Below are 18063 nucleotides of genomic sequence, written 5' to 3'. Positions count from 1 at the left end.
CCAAAAGGGCGCCGACATGCCCCCGCGCCTTTCCCGCCCGTTCCAGTTCCTCGTCGCATCGGCGCTCGTCGCCAGCGGTGGCTTGCTGCTTGCCCAGGATGCCGCGCCGCCGGCGCCGCCCTCGCCATCGGGCGCGATCGGTGACGGATCGGGCAGCTATGAGGTCGGCGGGATTCGCGTCGATGTGAGCGCGGGCAATGCCGACGCCGCGCGCTATGCCGGCTGGCGGCTGGCGCAGCGCAAGGGCTGGCAGATGCTCGCCGCACGGCTCGGGTCGAGCGCGGGCGGGGTTTCCGACGGGACGCTCGATTCGATGGTGTCGGGGATCATCATCGAGAACGAGCAGATCGGGCCGAATCGCTATGTCGCGCGATTGGGCGTGCTGTTCAGCCGAGCGCGGGCGGGCGCGTTGCTCGGCGTGGCGGATCAGGAGCAGCGCTCGACCTCGATGCTGACGATCCCGATCGCCTATTCGGGTGGTGCGGCGATCGCCTTCGAGCAGGACAGTCCGTGGGCGCAGGCGTGGAGCCGGTTCCGCAGCGGCAACAGTTCGATCGATTATGTGCGGCCGAGCGGCACCGGCAACGATGCGCTGCTGCTCAACCTTGGCCAGACGACTCGGCCGGGGCGGGCGTGGTGGCGGATCGTGCTCGATCAATATGGGTCGAACGACGTCCTCGTGCCGATCGTGCGGCTGTCGCGGCAGTGGCCGGGCGGGCCGATCATCGGCGCGTTCGAGGCGCGGCACGGGCCGGACAACAAGGTCGTCACGCGCTTCACGCTGCGCGTCGGCAATGCCGATGCGCTGCCGTTGCTGCTCGACGAGGGTGTGAAGCGGATCGACGCGGCGTATCAGGCGGACTTGCGCTCGGGCGGGTTGCAACCCGATTCGAGCCTTGCCTACGTGCCGCCGGTCGCGCCGACGCCGACCCCCACGCCGACCCCGAGCGACATGCCGACCGATGCGGCGGTGGTGCCCGGCGGCGCGATCACGCTTTCGCCAGGCGACACCGCGACGGTGGCGATCACGGTGCAGGTCGATACCCCCGGCGCGGCGGCTGTCACCGCCACCGAAGCGGCGCTCCGCAGCCTGACCGGGGTGCGCAGCGCCGTCACCACCAGCCTCGCGCTCGGCGGGGTTTCGGTGATGCGAGTCGCTTATGATGCCGATCCGGCGCTGTTCCGCGCGCAACTGGAGGCGAAGGGCTGGGTCGTGAACGGATCGGGCACGACGATCCGCATCCGCCGCGCGCAGGCGAGCGACGGTAATCCGGGGTGAGCGCGCAACTCGCTTTGCCCCTGGAGTGGCCGGCGGACCCGCGTGACGATGAGTTTCTGGTAACCCAATCGAACGAACGCGCGATCCAGCAGCTCGAACACTGGAGCACCTGGCCGGTCGCGGCGGTGGTGGTGACCGGCCCGCGCAAATCGGGGCGCAGCCTGCTCGCCCGGATCTTCGCCGCCAAGGCCGGTGGCCATTTGATCGACGATGCCGAGCAGCAGAAGGAAGCCGACATCTTCCATGCGTGGAACCGCGCGCAGGAAACCCGCAAGCCGGTGGTGATCGTCGCCTATGCGGCCCCGCCCGAATGGGCGATCCGGCTGCCCGATCTGCGCTCGCGACTGATCGCCAGCCCGACGCTGCGGCTCGGCGAGCCCGACGAGGCGCTGATGCGCGCGCTGTTCGAGCGGCAATTCTACCGGCGTGGCCTAGATGCCCGGCCCGACCTGATCGAATGGCTGGTGCGGCGGATCGAGCGCACGCATGTCGCACTGCTGCGCGCGGTCGACGTGCTCGACGAAGCGGTGCTGGGCAGCCGCAAACGGCTGTCGATCGCGCTTGCACGCGCCACCTTGGCCGAGGCAGGGCTGATCGACGGCACCCAAACCGAATCGGCAGACTCCTGATGACTCGACCCGCGCACATCGCCCGCATCGACAATGACGAAGATCCTTTCGCCGCGACGGAGGGCAACGATCGCTATTTCAACCGCGAGCTATCGTGGATGGCGTTCAACCGCCGCGTGCTGGAGGAAGCGCGCAACCCCGCGCATCCGCTGCTGGAGCGGCTGCGCTTCCTGTCGATCTCGGGATCGAACCTCGACGAATTCTTCATGGTGCGGGTCGCCGGCCTCAAGGGCCAGCAGTTGCAGGAGGTCACGCAGCGGTCGCTCGACGGGCTCAACAGCAGCCAGCAGCTCGCCGCGATCGTCGGCGAGGCGGACGAGCTGATCGAGCGCCAGCGCACCGTCTGGCGCGAGCTGCGTGGGCTGCTCGCCGAGACCGGCATCGTCGTGCTGAGTTCGCGCACGATCGACGAATCGGTGACGGCGGACGAACTGCGCTGGCTGGAAACGCAGTTTCGCGAGCAGATCTTCCCGATCCTGACGCCGCAGGCGCTCGACCCGGCACATCCGTTCCCGTTCATGCCCAACAAGGGGCTGGCGGTGATGTTCGACCTGGTCCGCGAATCGGACGATGAGCCGATCCGCGAGCTGGTGATGCTGCCGGCGCCGATGCCGCGCTTCCTGCGCATACCGGGCGAGATGGTGCGCTATGTCGCGGTGGAATCGCTGGTGAAGCGGTTCGCGCCGCTGATCTTCCCCGGCTACCGCGTACTCGGCGGCGCCGAGTTTCGCGTGCTGCGCGACAGCGACATCGAGATCGAGGAAGAGGCCGAGGATCTCGTCCGCTACTTCGCCAATGCGATCAAGCGGCGTCGGCGCGGGCGCGTGATCCGGCTCGAACTCGAAAGCGGCATGCCAGAGGTGCTCGGTGCGGTGCTGCGCGAAGAACTCGGCGGACCGGACGCGTTCGTCACCGAAAGCGGTGCTTTCCTCGGGGTCGGCGATCTCGATGCGCTGGTCGACGAGGACCGGCCCGATCTCAAGTTCCCGCCGTTCTCGCCGCGCTTTCCCGAGCGGATTCGCGAATTCGCCGGGGACTGTTTCGCGGCGATCCGCGCCAAGGATATCGTCGTCCACCACCCGTATGAGACGTTCGAGGTGGTGCTCGCGTTTCTGAGACAGGCGGCGGCCGACCCCGATGTCGTCGCGATCAAGCAGACGCTGTACCGGGCCGGCAAGCAATCCGCCGTCATCAACGCGCTGATCGCGGCGGCCGAGGCGGGCAAATCGGTGACGGCGGTGGTCGAGCTGAAGGCGCGCTTCGACGAGGAGCAGAATCTGCTCTGGGCCTCCGCGCTGGAGCGTGCCGGCGTTCAGGTCGTCTATGGCTTCATCGACTGGAAGACGCACGCCAAGGTATCGATGGTGGTGCGCCGCGAGGCCGGGCAGTACCGTACCTATTGCCACTTCGGCACGGGCAATTACCACCCGATCACGGCGCGCATCTACACGGATTTGAGCTTCTTCACCGCCGATCCCGCGATCGGGCGGGATGCCGCGCAGATGTTCAACTATGTCACCGGCTATATCGAGCCGACCGGCATGACCAAGGTGAGCCTCTCCCCGCGCGACCTGCGGCCACGGCTGTTGCGGCTGATCGATTCGGAGATCGCCAACGCGCTGGCCGGCAATCCCGCCGCGATCTGGGCGAAGATGAACTCGGTGGTCGATCTCGCCGTGATCGAGAAATTGTACGAGGCGAGCAACGCCGGGGTCGAAATCGACCTCATCATCCGCGGCATTTGCTGCCTGCGCCCCGGCGTGCCCGGCATGTCCGAGAACATCCGCGTCAAATCGGTGATCGGCCGCTTCCTTGAACACAGCCGGATCTGGTGTTTCGGCAACGGCAAGGCGCTGCCCAATGACGGCGCCAAGATCTTCATCTCCTCGGCCGACTGGATGCAGCGCAATTTCGACCGGCGCGTCGAATATATGCTGCCGATCGAGAACCCGACCGTCCACGACCAGATTCTCGATCAGGTGATGGTCGCCAATCTGATCGACAACGAACAGAGCTGGGAATTGCAGCCCGACGGCAGCTATGTTCGCGACGATCCCGGCGACCGGCCGTTCAATCTGCACCGCTACTTCATGACCAACCCGTCGCTGTCCGGGCGCGGCGCCGCGCTGACCGCGAGCGACGCGGTGCCCAAGCTGTCGCTGCGGCGCACGCGCTGAGCGTGGCGCTGTTCGGCAAGCCCAAGGGTGATGGTGTGAGCGAGCCGCGTACCGCGATCGTCGATATCGGTTCGAATTCGATTCGCCTCGTCGTCTATCAGGGGCCGGCGCGATTGCCGGCGATCCTGTTCAACGAGAAGGTGATGGCCGGGCTGGGGCGCGGGCTGGCGGTGAACGGGGCGATCACGCGGGGTTCGCTGCGCATGGCGAAGGACGCGCTGCACCGCTTCGCTGCGGTCGCACGCGAGATGGAGGTCGACCAACTCCGCACCGTCGCCACCGCTGCGGTCCGCGACGCCAGCAATGGCGGCAAGCTGCTCGCTATCGCTGCGGCGGCGGGGCTCGAGGTGGAAACACTGTCGGGCGAGGAAGAGGCGATCGGCGCGGGCTATGGCGTGCTGTCGGCGATCCCCGAGGCGGACGGCATCGTCGGCGATCTGGGTGGTGGCAGCCTCGAACTGATCCGCGTTTCGGGCGGCGCGGTGCAGGACCGGGTTTCGTTTCCGCTCGGCGTGCTGCGCGTCGCCGCGATCCGGGCCAAGGGGCCGGGCGCGCTTCAGCGGCAGGTCGCGCGGCTGATCGAAGCGGTCGGCTGGAGCGGGCGCGGCGAGGGGTTACCGCTGTATCTGGTCGGCGGATCGTGGCGTTCGATGGCGCGGCTCGATATGCATCTGCGCGGCTATCCGCTGCCGGTGATCCACCAATATGCGATGCCGCGCGGCGCGATCACGCGGATGAGCCGCACGATCGCGCAGGTCAACAAGAGCTGGCTGCGCGCGGTGCCCGGGCTGCAATCGGGGCGCGCGGGCACGCTGAGCGACGCGACGGCGGTGCTGGCGGTGCTGCTCAAGCAACTCAAGTGCGAGCGCACGATCGTCTCGGCTTATGGTCTGCGCGAAGGGCTGTTGTATCAGGCGCTCGATCCGGCGACGCGCGCGCTCGACCCGCTGATTGTGGCGGCGCGCGACGAGGGGCGGCGGCACGGGCGCTTCGCCGAACATGGCGATCTTCTCGACGGCTGGATCGCGCCGCTGTTCGTTCAGGACGCGCCGGCGATGGCAAGGCTGCGGCTGGCGGCGTGCCTGCTCGCCGATGTCGGCTGGCGCGCCAACCCCGATTTCCGCGCCGAACGCGGCGTCGAGATTGCGCTGCACGGCAATTGGGTGGGCATCGATGGGCGCGGGCGTGCGCTGATGGCGCAGGCACTGTTCACCAGCCTCGGCGGCGGGATCGCGGTGCCGGACCCGGTCGGCGTGCTGGCGCCGCCGGCGGACCTCAAGCGCGCGATCGGCTGGGGGCTGGCGATGCGGCTCGGCCAGCGGCTGAGCGGTGGCCTCGCGGGGCCGCTGCGGCGGACGCGACTGAGCGACGAGGGCGGCGCGGTGGTGCTGAGTGCGCCGAGCACGGACCGGGCGCTGTACAGCGAGGCAGTCGAGCGGCGGCATACCGCGCTGGCGGTGGCACTGGGGCGGACGGCGATCTTTACGGCTTGAGGGGCGTCGGGATCAGCGGATGACGAGGACTTCGGCTCCAATGGCATCCGCTATGTTCTGCCAGACCTTGTCTGCTGTCCATGCCGGCAATGCCTCTTGAATGGACAGTGCCAAACAGCAGCGATCACCCAACGACAGCCCGGCTGAAGCCGTGGCGGTGCGCAGGCGTCCCGCGCGTTTAGCGGTGTCTTTGTCGAGCGGAACCACATCGATCGGCAACGAATCGAGCATGATATCGATCTCGCGCTCGGGCATGCCGGCATGGATGAAGTGGCTGACCACCTCGGCATAATTGACCGAACTCATCCGGGAACCGGAGATCGCTTCGGCGACGAGCGTCGCGCCGGCCTCGCCTTTCACCATTGCGATCAGTGCGGATGCGTCGAGTACAACTCTGCTCATTCGCCGCTGGCGGCGCGGCGGCCAGCGAGAAACGCATCGACTGACGCCTCCGGTTTGCCATCGGTGAAGCGCTTGGCGAGCGCTTGCGCGTGCGCGACCGCCTGAGCCGATGTGCGTAGCACGAGGCCGTCCTCGGTTTCTTCGAGCCAGACCTGACCGCCCTCGGCCAATCCCATTTTCCGGCGGATGTCTGCGGGCAGACACATTTGGCCCGTCGGGGTGATACTGACCTGAACCGTCATCGCGCCACTCCCATCATTCAGGGCAACCTCGTGCCCGTTTAGGCTCAAGCGAGATTGGGCGCAACGAACGCGCTTCTTGGTTCATCCAACCCGAACCGGAATCCCCGGCAGCGCCTTGGCGGTGCGGATCGTCAGCGAGGTCTTGACGCTGGCGACGTTGGGGGCGGGGGTGAGGTGGGTCATCAGGATTTCCTGGAAGCCCTTGAGGTCGCTCGCGACGATCTTGAGGATGAAGTCGATCTCGCCGTTGAGCATGTGGCATTCGCGGATTTCGGGGATGGTCGCGATGTGTGCCTCGAACGCGGCGAGATCCTGCTCGGCCTGGCTGCGCAGCGAGACCATCGCGAACACCGTGATCGGGTAGCCGAGCGTTGCGGCATCGAGATCGGCGTGATAGCCCCGGATCGCGCCGGCTTCCTCCAGCGCGCGGACCCGGCGCAGGCACGGCGGCGCGGTGAGGCCGACGCGCTCGGCGAGTTCGACATTGGTCATCCGTCCGTCGCGTTGTAGCAATTCGAGAATCCGCCGATCGATCTGGTCGAACGCCATTACGAGCTGCTCCGCTTAAACATATGTTTTCCAATGCCTGAAGGTGCTTTATCATAAGATAATTGCGAGAGAACGCAATTGTCCCACATTGCGACCGGTCGAAAATCAGCTATTCCAGTGGCGCTTCACGCGCGTTAAGGATTCATTACAGCGCGGGTCGTCCCGGCGTGCGTCATCTAAAGGGTATTTGCGGGTTGCGCTTCGACGACAGTCTCGAAACGGTGCTTTCGGCCGATATGTCGACGCCGTTCGGCGCGCAGTCGGCATGGCGGCAGCTCGTCGATCTGATTGGCCGGGGGCGCGCCGAAGCGACGCCGGAGGCGATCGCCCGGCTGCGTACGTTGCGGGGCGCGGTGCCTGCGGCGGTGCGTGCCGCCAGCGCGCGCGCGCTGGCCGATGCCACACCGCCGGCGGCGCTGGTGCGGGTGTTCACCGAGGATGACGCTGCGATCGCCGCGCCCGTGCTGCGCACCGCGCGGCTCGACGAGCGGGATTGGATCGGATTGCTGCCGGGATTGTCTTCGGTCGGCCGCTCGGTGTTGCGCCATCGCCGCGATCTGCCCGCCGGCGTGCTGCGCGCGCTGCAGGCGTTCGGCAGCGTCGATTTCGTGCTGGGCGCGTCGCCCGAGGCGTTGGCTACGGTCGATGCCGGGCACGAGCCGGCCGTCCGCGCATCCGAGGGGGGGCCGGCGATCGAGCCTGTGCCCGTGTCGGAGTCCTCGTTCGCGTCGATCGCCAGCATCGCGCAGGGCCTGCCGGTGGTTGCCGAGGCGCTGCGCCAGCAGAACGCACCGCCCACGCCCGCCGCCGACGGCACCTTCGAGATCGCCGATCTGGTCGCGCGGCTCGACGCGTTCCACCGCGAGCGCGATGAGAATGGAGCGCCGATCCAGGCCGAAATGTTCGCGCTGCCGCCTGTCGAGGCGCGCGGTTTCCAGTTCGAGACCGACGCCAGCGGCACGATCCGCTGGATCGAGGGGGTGTCGCGCGCGCCGCTGATCGGGCTGTCGCTCGATCAGGTCGGTGAGGGCGCGGCGATCGATGGGGTCGCGTCGGGCGCGTTCCGGCGGCGCTCGGGGTTCGCCAATGCGCGGCTCGTCGTCGCCGGCACGTCGGACGCGGCGGGGCAGTGGCGGATCAGCGCGGCGCCGGTGTTTGACCGGGCGAGCGGGCGCTTCACTGGCTATCGCGGCTCGGCACGCCGGCCGCGCGTGGAGGAAAGCGCCGAACTGTCGCGCGACCGTGGCCGCGCCGGGCCGGACGCGCTGCGCCAGCTCGTCCACGAACTTCGCACGCCGGCGAACGCCATCGCCGGTTTCGCCGAGATGATCGAATCCGAGATGCTCGGGCCGGTGCCGCCGGTCTATCGTGGGCGCGCCGGGGCGATCCGCGATCAGGTCCATGCGCTGCTCGGCGCGATCGACGATATCGACATGGCGGCGCGGATCGACACGCGCGCGCTCGATCTGCGGCAGGATGCGGTGCCGCTCGCGCCGCTGCTCGCGCGGATCGTGGGCGATCTCGCGCCGCTCGCCGATCTGCGCTCGGCGACGATCGACTGCCACGCCGCGCCCGATCTTGTCATCGCCGGCGACGACCGCGCGGTGGAGCGGCTGATCGGGCGGTTGCTCGCCACGCTGGTCGCCTCGACCGAGGCCGGCGAGCGGATCGGCGTCGCCGCGCGGGGCGAGGATATGCAGGCGGTGATCGTGTTCGATCGCCCGCGCTCGCTTGCGGCATATGCCGCCGAGGGGCTGTTGCGGATCGATGCCGAGGCCGAGGCCGAGCAAGTCGGTGCGCCGTTGCTCGGCACCGGCTTCGCGCTGCGGCTGGCGCGCAATCTGGCGGGCGAACTCGGCGGATCGCTGACGCTGGGCGACGCGGCCTTGACTTTGCGGCTGCCCGCCGCCGTAAGTGCCGGAATGGGACAGGCTTTCTCAAACTAGATCGTGGCGCGCGCGCAACTGCCCGGGTTCCGGCCGGAGCCGCCGCACGCCGACGATCTGGTCGCATGGCCGGACGATTTCGGCACGCGCTTCACCGTGTTCGTCGATACCGAGGAGGAGTTCGACTGGACCGCGCCGCTGGCGCGCACTGGCCACACGCTCGCGTCGGTGGCGGCGCTGCCCGAGGCGCACCGCCGCTTCGCCGATCATGGCGTACCGCTTACCTATATGGTCGATTATCCGATCGCGACCGATGCGCGGGCGGGTGACGTTCTGCGCGGATTGCTGACGGATCGGGTTTCGGCGGTGGGCGCGCAATTGCACGCGTGGGTCAATCCGCCGTTCGACGAACCTCTGACGCCGGCCAACAGTTACGCCGGCAATCTGCCCGAGGCGACCGAGGCGGCCAAGCTCGATACGCTGACCCATGCGATCGAAGCGGCGTTCGGACGGCGGCCGATTGCGTATCGCGCCGGGCGCTATGGCATCGGCCCGGCGACGCTACGGTTGCTCGCCGCGCGGGGGTATCGGCTCGATAGCTCGATGCGCGCGCGCTATCGCTATTCCGCCGATGGCGGGCCGGATTTCGGCGCGATCGGCAATGCTGCGTTCCGTTGCGGCCCGAACAAGGTGATCGTCGAACTGCCGCTGACGACGGTCTTCACCGGCGGGCTGCGGCGTGGCGGTGCGCGGCTGTACGATGCGCTGGGCAAGGTGCCGAAGGGGCGGGGATTGGCGGCGCGACTGCGCCTCGTTTCGCGCATCGCGCTCACGCCCGAGGACATGCCGCTCGCCGACGCGCTGGAGGCGATCGCGATCGCGGTGGGCGAGGGGGTTCGCGTGCTCAACTTCGCGTTCCACTCACCCTCGCTTGCGCCCGGCCACACGCCGTACGTGCGCGACGCCGCCGATCTGGCGCGCTTTCATGGCTGGTGGCAGGCGGTGCTCGCCGATCTCGACCGGCGCGGCATCCGTCCGGCATCGCTCGACGCGCTGATCGCTGCGGCGGGATGAGCCATGCCTTGCCACCGCGCCTTCGCATCCGCTAACGGGGCAATCGGTGGGGCCTGTAGCTCAATGGTTAGAGCTGGCCGCTCATAACGGCTAGGTTGCGGGTTCGAGTCCTGCCGGGCCCACCATCTCTCCCGATCATGGCTTACATGTGATATAGAAAAATCCTTGTTTTCAAGGACTTTTCCTATGTCATTCTTCTCATGTGTTGCCATAATGCATCATAGTATCTCACGAATCGGGGGGTATTTGGCGGGGTATCGAGATCCGAAAACGGGGTATCGATGACTCTTACATTTGCTGCCATCAATGCGGCTCACCCGCGCGGCAAACCTTACAAACTTACTGACCGGCAAGGCCTTTATCTCTTTGTTGCCGCCAGCGGCACGAAGTCCTGGCGCTACAAATATGATTTCGGTGGCAAGGAGCGCCTGCTCACGATTGGGCGCTTTCCCGACATAGGTCTGGCAGACGCACGCGCTCTGCACGACGAAGCGCGCACGCTCATCCGCGCGGGCAAAGACCCAGTGGTGGAAGCCAAGCGTCAAAAGCAGACCCAGATTACCGCCACAGAGGCCACCTTCAAGAAAATTGCTGAGATCTGGCTAGAAGAGCAGCGCCCGCTTTGGTCGCCCGCTAATGCCAAACGAGTCCGCCACCGGCTCGAGAATGATATCTATCCATGCTTCGGTGTAACGCCGATCGCCAGCATCGATGGCGCGATGGTTCTCCACGCCCTCCGTAAGATCGAGCAACGCGGATCGATAGAAACGGCGAAGCGGGTACGCGGTTACATTCGCGCCATCGTCAATCGGGCCAAAGGTGAGCGCCTCGTCGGGCGCGAAGCTCTTCACGAAATCGATGACATCCGCGACGCCCTGAAACCTAGTCCTCGCGGTCGCCGGATGCCCGCCCTAACGAGCCTCACGGCGCTGCTGGATCTCCAACTGACGGTCGATCGCTCTACCGGCGGGTTGCTGGTCAAACTCGCATCTCGCCTCCTCGCCCTGACGCAGGTCCGGGTCGGGGTACTTCGCGCGGCCACGTGGGACGAGTTCGATGGGATTGACTGGTCCCGCCCCGACTCGCCCTGTTCGCGACCGGTCTGGCGTATCTCGTCCGAACGAATGAAGCTTGAGGTCGAAGACAAGGGGAATATCGCCTTTGGTCACGACGTGCCGCTTTCGACCCAAGCCATCGAGACACTACGGGCGGTACGGATACTCACGGCGAGTTCGAGGTATCTTTTCCCTCACGCCAAGTCCTGGCGCGAACCGATGACCGACGCTGCTCTGAGCTCGCTCTACAAGCGCATGCGTGGGGGCGGTTTTAAGGGTAGAATGGTTCCTCATGGCTGGCGCACGTCTTTCTCGACGCTCATGAATGAGCGGGCCGCGGAACTGGAGCGCGACGGAGACCGGCTGATTATCGACATGATCCTCGCGCATGTCCCCCAAGGAATGTCGGCCTCAGAATGGGCCTATAACCGGGCGCGCTATTACAAGCCGCGCGCGGCATTACTTCAGATCTGGGCCGACATGATCTCAGGCGGCCTCCCTTCACCGCTCGACCTCGTGATCAAGGACGCCGATAGTTGAGCGGGTCGGCGACGAAGTCTTCTATGTCGCTCTCATACCAGCCGACGCATCTGCGGCCGATGGCGGTCCGTTTCGGAAAGGAACCATCGCTTTCACGCCTGTAGATGGTCGCCACCGACAGGCCGGTACGGGCTTTCACCGCCTTGATGCGAAGGAGCGAATCCTTTCGCCGGTCTTTGATTATGGATGCGGCCGCAGTCGAGAAACCAGGCTGTTTGGTTGGATCAGATGGAAGATTGGTCACGCGAGGATCCTTCGTCATAAGAAGGTCCGTCCGCCGCAGCCAATGTGGCGGCGGGCGACCTTCGATGCAAGGGAAATTCCCGCTAGGCTGCGGCGACTGATCTCGGTTCTCCGACGACTGAGAAGGTGAGCGGAGGGCATGCTATGGATCGAGTTCGCAGACGCATCAGCTGGTCGAATCGCTGACCTATATCTCAGTTAGTTTCGGCACCTCTCTCGTTGTTCGTAAATGCCGCTGAATGCGCCGTAGCTGGCTTTGAGATGGGTGCGATTTTCCTCGACTCAATCATTTCGCATTGATTCTAAATGATATTTTTGTCGACCGATCCACGGGATGCGGTCGCGCGCGTCATATGTATGCCATTCGCCGTTGAGATACATCTCAAACCACGCATGGAAATCTATCGCGACATCGACCGGCGGTACGCCGATGTCGCCGAGATAGCCGCTGCAATAGCGCGCGGGGATGTTCATGCAGCGGCATAAGGCAACCGCGAGATGAGCGAAATCGCGGCAGACGCCAACTCGCTCCTGATAGGCTTCGTAAGCGGTTCGTATGGGCGCGGGCATAGCAATAGCCGTACATCGATGCTCGTGGACGAAATCGACGATCGCGCGGACGCGCGCCGATCCCGGCGCGATCCCGCCGAACAGATACCAGGCTTCGGATGTCCGGCGATCGGTAGCGCAATGGCGGCTGCCGAGGGTATAGGCGAGGACGTCGGCCGGGCGTTGCTTGACGGGCTGCTGATCGGCGCGATGCTGCGGATTTGGCTCTCCGCGATCTTCTGTCGCACGAAAGTGATGTCATGCCGAGTGGCAGGATCAGACGGGTGCAGATATTGCCGAAGGCATCCCGCTAGTCCTCCCGATCGCTCGTTGCGCCGGTGGACATCTCGTAAGGCGTCGGTAAGTCAGCTAGTCGCGAGGGATGGATGTTGAGCATCGCGATCAGCGGGGTCGCCGCGTCGCATTCGAAGGCCAGCGTGTAACCAGCGCGGATGAGCATGGTGCCTCGCCGGAAGAACACCCCCGACAGCTTGAGTGGTTGCTTGTTTCGCGGAATGCGCGCTGCGGGCGATTTGCGCATCCTCGGCAATGCCGTCTCCGCGCAATGTGTGTCGCGACAATATTAGGTCTGACAGCGGTTAAGGCGTGCGAGTGCCCTCAACGATTAGTTCGAGTCGTCCCGCCGAACGCAGTCGCCGAAATTACTCTTGATCGGGTTTCGCCAGTGCATTCGCGATCATGGCAGCGAGCGTTTCCTCCGCGCGGCTGCGGATGGCCGCTTCCTTCGAGAAAAATTCCTGGCGAACCCATTCAGGCGCGCGAGCGATGATGGCGGTGATCGTCGCTTGAAGTGTGTCTTCCATTGCGGAGCTATGTGGGCAGATCGTCGTTCCTGGCAACTACGAATGCGTGTTCGACCGCAGTTCGGCGAGTTCCCGAAGCTCACAGCATGCGGGAGCCTATCGGTGGGTTGCAGCAGTTGGTCGACTGGGTCTGCGTTTGATGGCTGGCTGGAGCGGCTACGCCGCGCTCCACACCTTTCGCACCAGCCAGATCATCAAGCCTATTACGACGATCATGCCCGCCACGATCGCAAGATTGATCGACGTGAGCCGCCACCGTCCAATCAGCGCTTCGAGCCCATGACCAAACAGATAGTCGACGGTCTTCGATCTCGCAGCTCAGCAGGGCGGTGGCGTGTATGTGACCTACCGGGCCTCGGCTGGTAACCGGTTATATTGCGTTGGTTCAGCAGTGCACACTCCGCATTCTTTCACGTCAGTTTTTGTGATCGGCTGTCGCTTAGCTTGACTACGCAGCCTTACCATCCCGCCGGCTTCCCATCCGCATAGCCGTCAAACGCATAATCGTTGAGGATCTGCCGCCGCCAGAAATAGGCGCGGTCGACCTGCGAGAGCTGGGCCTCGTCGCAGAACTCGGGCCAGCCGGCGACGATCACGCTCGCCTGGCTATTGATGATGTCGCGCGCCTCGACGTCGCTGAGCAAGAAGGATTGCGCGGACAGCCGGCAATGTTCGAGCAGGCTGCGCCGATCGTCGCCGATCACCGCCATCGCCTGGTTCGCCTCGCGGCCGTTGCGCCCTTGCGGACAGATGTCATAGGCTGGCGTCAGCGCTAGTGTCGCGCCGTCCCACAGGGCCGCGTGATTGCGGGCATGATCGTCGGTGTTTCCGACGAGGATGTTGAACACCATCCGCGCGAAAAGCTCTCGCAAAGTCTCGCGCGGCGCGACGAAGCGCGCGCGCACGATCTGCGCAAGGTCGATATAACTTGCATAATGGGCCTGAAGTTCGGTCAGCCCGAGCATGGTGAGCGCCGACACCATGGCCTTGCGCGTCCAACCGCCTTGCGCCTTGGCCCGGTCGAAACGCTGGACGAGCAATATATCCTTGCCGTTCGCTGTCGTCAGGACGACCGGCGCGACGTTGAGGCCGACCCGCTCGGCGAGCCGCATCGCGACATATTCGGATTTGACGACGGCATAGGTGTCGTTCGACGCCGAGAATTTGGCGATGAACTTGGTGTCTCCGTCCTCGATCAGCGCTTTGGGCCGCGCGCCGCCGATGGAGCTGCCATGAAACAGCGCTTTCTCAAGCCCCGCCGGAATCGGCTCGCCGCGCTCGACATGCCCAGCAGCATCCTGCAACTCCTCGAGCGTCGCATTGTCCTGCTCGCGCGGCGCATAGCGATCGGGCGAGCGCTGGAAATCGAGCGCGCCGATCCGGTCCGATCCCGAATTGAGCATGAAGGTCAACTCGTTGAAGTCGACATTCTGTGCCGCGTCGCCCTGCAGGCCGGTCAGCCGGTTGATGATAACCCGCCGTCCCCAGGCATCGGGTGCGCCGTCGCGCAGACAACCCGCCATATCGAGCGGCGGGTTTGGCGCGATTGCCCCGCGTCCCAGCGTGAGCTCGGGTGAGAAGGTCGGGATGGCTTTTTGCCGCTCAAGGTACGAGCGGCCATAGGTGAAGACATGAGTGTTGCCGTCGCGCTCGATCCGCCCGGCGATGACTGGCTCGAGTGCCCCCGGCAGCCAGATCCAGACGAACGCCTCGGTCGCGGCCGGCAGGCCGGCATCGGCCTCAGAAGTCATCGCGGGTCTCCTTGCGCGGCCGCCGGATCGACTGGGGAAGCAGCGCCAGCTTGTCGTCGAGGCGCGACACTTCGGGCGCGAGCCGCGACGGCTCGTCAACGAAGAGCGGGACGCCGAGCAGGGCGGCGGCTTCGAATGCCAGCCCGATCTCGACGCGCGGCTGTCCCTTTTCGATTAGCTGGAGCGTGCTGCGCGCAATCCCAACGCGCGCCGCCAAGTCAGCCTCGGTCATCTTGCGCTGCTTGCGCGCAAGCCGGATCGCGCGTCCGAGCAGCGCCAACGCTTCGCGCGTCGTGCGGGAATAGGTGCGAACATGTTCTGCCATATGTTACTCAGCGGCCGAGATGGCAGGCGCAACATAGTCTCGCGCCTGATATTTCGGTCATTTACCGACGCGCGCTGCAATTATCAAGTGATGACCGGCAGAGCAGCCGCGAAGGGTCTTTGAGACCGCTACATCGGTCATTTCAGGTTCGGGCACACGCTTCTTCATGGGCAGGGTCAGCGGAGCAGATCGGACAGATTGTAAATGAGCTTCATGGTGTTGGGGTGGACGGCTCCCAACGGCATCGCAATGTGCCAGATCGAGCTGTCGAAGCCTCAAGCGAGGGGGACCGTCCATGGAGAGGATTACGTCTGAAGGCCGTCCGGCTTGATATTGTGAACTGAACGGCGGCAGGACCGAGCGGGAAGTGGTTGAGGAGAGCGGTGATGGCGTCCTTATGATGCCAGCCCCAACGTGGAAGTCGGGGAGGAAGTGATCAGCTCAAGTCGCTCTGCGCCGTCATCTGGGGCGGTGGGCACAGCGATCTCGACGCGATCGGCGCTCTGGCCGATGGCATCATACTTGTGCGGCACCGTCGTCCAGGCATCCCGACGGACGAGGATTGTGCCGAAGACCGATCATCGCCAGCAGCAGCCCGATCGTTCCGCCCCGCCAGTGGTGCGTAAGCTCGATCCAGCGCATCAGAAGGTAATGCGCGCCGTTCCAAGCACTGATCGTGGCGCGCCCGGCAGGTTGAGCAGCGGCGAGGTGCCGTGGCCTGCGACAATGTATTTTATGTTTCCGAGATTGTAGGCGTTGAGCTGGAGCCGAACCGGCCCGATCCAAGCCCAGGCGACCGCGTCGACCGTCATATAGTGCGGCAGTACCGTGGTGTTGGCGGGGTCAGCCCAACGATCGCCCACATAGTTCATGCCGCCCCCAATGCCAAAGCGCCTTGCGAATGTCTTTGTGAGGAAAGCGTTGACCGCGTTCTTCGGCGTGATGGTCGCTCGCTTCCCCACGAAGGCGGGCGTTGCCGACGCGGTCACGCGCGTGTCGAGATAAGCGTAGCCGGCGATGGCCTGGAAGCCGGAAGGCAAGTCGAGCTGGCCGGACAACTCGATACCTCGCGTGCGTTGCGTTCCGATCGGCACGACACGCGTTGGCGTAAGCGGGTCGCTGCCCTTGATGCCGGTGCGGCGTAAGACGAACGCGGCAGCTTGGATGTTCAGTCGCCCGCCGAAGAGCGTGTACTTGGCGCCAACCTCCTTGTTGATAGTCTCTTCCGGCGCGATGTCGGCATTCGTGGCGGCAAGTGCGAACGTTTCTGCGGAGGGCTGGAAACTGCGGCTCCATGAGACATAGTAGGATTGTGCGGCATCGGGCTGGAACACGAGGCCGGCGCGGGGACTCCACTTGCGGTCGGTGCGCGCGAGGTTCGGCTGGCCGGGCAGGAGCTGGTAGGTTTTTTGGATGAACCAGTCGTGCCGTGCTCCGACCAGCGCTTTGAAGCCGTGGCCGAGATCGGCGAGATCCTGCACGTAGAGGCCGCGTGTATCGAAGGTCGTGTTACTGCTGGCGCTCAACGCGGTGAAGCTGGCGTCGTTCACGACCGGCAGCACAGGGTTGAACAGGGAGGTGGTGGCCACGTTGCGCGAGGCGAAGGTATCGGCGCCCTTCACCTGACGCCCGATCTCGAAGCCGTAGAGCAGGGTGTGCTCCATGCCGGCGAACCGCAGTTTCTGCGTCAGCTCGGCCTGGTTGGACCAGCCGTCCTCGTCTCGATTCAAGCGGCCGTGCTGAAGCGTGACCGTCAAGGCTGCCGCGTTCACCGCCGAAGGCAGCGTGCTATGCCGATCGAGCTGGTAGTTGTAGTGGCGGAAGCCATCGCGAAAGCTCAGGCTGTCTGAGAAGCGATGCGTCATGATGACGGTCTGCGACAGTACGCGGCTCGTCGTCGCATCGGCCTCGCGGGCGTTGGCGGCGCCATAGTATGTCGAGCGCGGCACATCGACCGGTCGTCCGTTGATGGCCGGTATACCAAGGTCCATCAGCCGCTTGTCACGCAGGAAATCGGCTTCGACGTAGAGCGTGGTGTCTCGGTCGGCGCCGAGCAGAAGCGACGGTGCGAGCGCGAAGCGCTTGAGGAATTGCTGGTCGCGGAAGCTGTCGTCGTCCTCGTATCCGCCGGTCAGACGAAATCCGACGCCGCCCTTGGGATCGAAGCGCCCCACGTCCCACTCACCCCGCTTGGTGGCGAAGGACCCGACCGAGAAAGTGGCGGACGTGATGTTCGCGTCTGGCTGTTTCAGAACACGGTTGATGAGGCCGCCCGATGAGCCGCGCCCATACAGGACCGCCGCCGGACCTTTGATGACCTCGACCCGCTCGGTGTTGGAAAGGTCGCGAAAATAGAGGGCGTCGTCGCGGAAGCCGTTGACGAACTGGTCGGCGATGGCGGTGAAGCCTCGGATGTTCACTTGGTCGCGCTGGCCGTCCCCGGCAGCAAAGCTAACGCCCGGTACGTTCTTCAGCGCATCCTGGAGCGACAGCGCCCGCTGGTCCAACAGCACCTGCGACGGCACGACCGAGATCGATTGCGGGATATCGCGTAGCGGGGCCGGGATCTTGGCGGCCGAGGTGATGGCAGGCGTGTACCCCTCACGCTCGCCGGTGACGATGATCTCGCCGTCCCTACCGCTTCCGGCGGTGGTCTGGGCGGCGGCCACGGACGGCAGTGCAGCGACACAAGCGAGAGCCATGCGCATTCGCGCCGAGCAACGAACAACCAATTCTGATCCCCTTTAATGCATGCGACCGCCTCGCATTAGCAAAAGAAGGATTTGCAGTATAGCTCCCAATGTGGGCGGTCCATCATAGCCCGACGCGCTGGCGGCAGTGTCGATACCGCAAGCTGTGGTTAAGCGCCGAAGCGGGACCCCATCCGTTCGCACGTACAAGCACCTGAAAACGAGAAGGTAACTGCTCACCTGGTTGGTGAGTGTTGTGGTGCTCAGGCGACGACGAAGGTGCCGTCGACGAGGTCGCGGATGGCGCCGAGAGCAGATTGTCCTGTGAGCCGCGCAGTTCCGGTGACGGAGCGAT

17 protein-coding genes and 1 tRNA gene are annotated in these 18063 nt (G+C 65.2%); 8 read left to right on the top strand and 10 right to left on the bottom strand.

The window, feature by feature from the left end; translation table 11 throughout:
• Positions 1 to 16 precede the first annotated feature (16 nt).
• From EWE75_RS19675 to EWE75_RS19660, 4 genes are read left to right on the top strand one after another with little or no spacing between them, the layout of a single operon-like run.
• The gene (locus EWE75_RS19675; protein ID WP_130159811.1) at positions 17 to 1279 is read left to right on the top strand and encodes a heavy-metal-associated domain-containing protein; all 1263 of its coding nucleotides are present in this window, start codon (positions 17 to 19) and stop codon (positions 1277 to 1279) included.
• On the top strand, positions 1276 to 1908 hold the full coding sequence (locus EWE75_RS19670; RefSeq protein ID WP_130159810.1) for an HdaA/DnaA family protein: 633 nt from the start codon (positions 1276 to 1278) through the stop codon (positions 1906 to 1908). Before EWE75_RS19675 ends, EWE75_RS19670 begins: the two co-directional genes overlap by 4 nt.
• Positions 1908 to 4085, top strand: a complete 2178-nt coding sequence (locus tag EWE75_RS19665; RefSeq protein WP_130159809.1) for an RNA degradosome polyphosphate kinase — start codon at positions 1908 to 1910, stop codon at positions 4083 to 4085. Before EWE75_RS19670 ends, EWE75_RS19665 begins: the two co-directional genes overlap by 1 nt.
• On the top strand, positions 4082 to 5578 hold the full coding sequence (locus tag EWE75_RS19660; RefSeq protein ID WP_130159808.1) for a Ppx/GppA family phosphatase: 1497 nt from the start codon (positions 4082 to 4084) through the stop codon (positions 5576 to 5578). Before EWE75_RS19665 ends, EWE75_RS19660 begins: the two co-directional genes overlap by 4 nt.
• A gap of 12 nt (positions 5579 to 5590) precedes the next feature.
• On the opposite strand, the gene EWE75_RS19655 is transcribed toward EWE75_RS19660, so the two are convergent.
• From EWE75_RS19655 to EWE75_RS19645, 3 genes are all read right to left on the bottom strand, one after another.
• Entirely contained in the window at positions 5591 to 5980 is a 390-nt protein-coding gene (locus tag EWE75_RS19655) for a type II toxin-antitoxin system VapC family toxin (protein ID WP_130159807.1), read from the bottom strand.
• Positions 5977 to 6222: an AbrB/MazE/SpoVT family DNA-binding domain-containing protein gene (locus EWE75_RS19650; protein WP_130159806.1), complete on the bottom strand. Its 246-nt coding sequence runs from the start codon at positions 6220 to 6222 to the stop codon at positions 5977 to 5979. Before EWE75_RS19650 ends, EWE75_RS19655 begins: the two co-directional genes overlap by 4 nt.
• 81 nt (positions 6223 to 6303) lie before the next feature.
• On the bottom strand, positions 6304 to 6771 hold the full coding sequence (locus EWE75_RS19645) for an Lrp/AsnC family transcriptional regulator (protein ID WP_130159805.1): 468 nt from the start codon (positions 6769 to 6771) through the stop codon (positions 6304 to 6306).
• Between the two features lie 167 nt (positions 6772 to 6938).
• Between EWE75_RS19645 and EWE75_RS19640 the strand changes: the two genes are divergently transcribed.
• The 4 genes from EWE75_RS19640 to EWE75_RS19625 all read left to right on the top strand — a co-directional run bounded on the left by EWE75_RS19640 (position 6939) and on the right by EWE75_RS19625 (position 11326).
• Entirely contained in the window at positions 6939 to 8717 is a 1779-nt protein-coding gene (locus EWE75_RS19640; RefSeq protein WP_231708463.1) for a sensor histidine kinase, read from the top strand.
• Between the two features lie 3 nt (positions 8718 to 8720).
• A complete protein-coding gene (locus EWE75_RS19635; RefSeq protein WP_130159804.1) occupies positions 8721 to 9731 on the top strand; it encodes a polysaccharide deacetylase family protein in 1011 nt (336 codons plus the stop codon).
• A 49-nt stretch (positions 9732 to 9780) separates the two neighbouring features.
• Positions 9781 to 9856, top strand: a tRNA-Ile gene (locus EWE75_RS19630).
• A 156-nt stretch (positions 9857 to 10012) separates the two neighbouring features.
• On the top strand, positions 10013 to 11326 hold the full coding sequence (locus EWE75_RS19625) for a tyrosine-type recombinase/integrase (RefSeq protein ID WP_130159803.1): 1314 nt from the start codon (positions 10013 to 10015) through the stop codon (positions 11324 to 11326).
• Here the strand turns inward: EWE75_RS19625 and EWE75_RS19620 are convergent.
• The 7 genes from EWE75_RS19620 to EWE75_RS19600 form a co-directional block, all read right to left on the bottom strand.
• Positions 11307 to 11570 carry a helix-turn-helix transcriptional regulator gene (locus EWE75_RS19620; RefSeq protein WP_231708462.1) on the bottom strand — a complete coding sequence of 88 codons (264 nt, stop codon included), beginning with the start codon at positions 11568 to 11570 and terminating at the stop codon, positions 11307 to 11309. The two genes, EWE75_RS19625 and EWE75_RS19620, sit on opposite strands and share 20 nt — an antisense overlap.
• A gap of 281 nt (positions 11571 to 11851) precedes the next feature.
• Positions 11852 to 12181: a transglutaminase-like domain-containing protein gene (locus EWE75_RS25670; protein WP_231708470.1), complete on the bottom strand. Its 330-nt coding sequence runs from the start codon at positions 12179 to 12181 to the stop codon at positions 11852 to 11854.
• 247 nt (positions 12182 to 12428) lie between these two features.
• Complete coding sequence (locus EWE75_RS25665; RefSeq protein WP_231708461.1) at positions 12429 to 12659, bottom strand: hypothetical protein; 231 nt, start codon at positions 12657 to 12659, stop codon at positions 12429 to 12431.
• Between the two features lie 121 nt (positions 12660 to 12780).
• Positions 12781 to 12942: a DUF6771 family protein gene (locus tag EWE75_RS25145; RefSeq protein ID WP_165388457.1), complete on the bottom strand. Its 162-nt coding sequence runs from the start codon at positions 12940 to 12942 to the stop codon at positions 12781 to 12783.
• Positions 12943 to 13400: 458 nt separating this feature from the next.
• Positions 13401 to 14693, bottom strand: coding sequence for a type II toxin-antitoxin system HipA family toxin (locus tag EWE75_RS19610; RefSeq protein ID WP_130159801.1), 1293 nt, complete (start codon positions 14691 to 14693; stop codon positions 13401 to 13403).
• Positions 14683 to 15018 carry a helix-turn-helix transcriptional regulator gene (locus tag EWE75_RS19605; protein WP_130159800.1) on the bottom strand — a complete coding sequence of 112 codons (336 nt, stop codon included), beginning with the start codon at positions 15016 to 15018 and terminating at the stop codon, positions 14683 to 14685. The genes EWE75_RS19610 and EWE75_RS19605 overlap by 11 nt, the downstream gene beginning before the upstream one ends.
• Positions 15019 to 15659: 641 nt before the next feature.
• Positions 15660 to 17687, bottom strand: a complete 2028-nt coding sequence (locus tag EWE75_RS19600) for a TonB-dependent receptor (protein WP_206364822.1) — start codon at positions 17685 to 17687, stop codon at positions 15660 to 15662.
• Positions 17688 to 18063: the final 376 nt, after the last annotated feature.

This window comes from Sphingomonas populi (assembly GCF_004208535.1).
Lineage (GTDB): Bacteria > Pseudomonadota > Alphaproteobacteria > Sphingomonadales > Sphingomonadaceae > Sphingomonas > Sphingomonas populi.
Note: the sequence above shows the minus strand (reverse complement) of the source record. Positions and strands in the feature narration are given on the sequence as shown.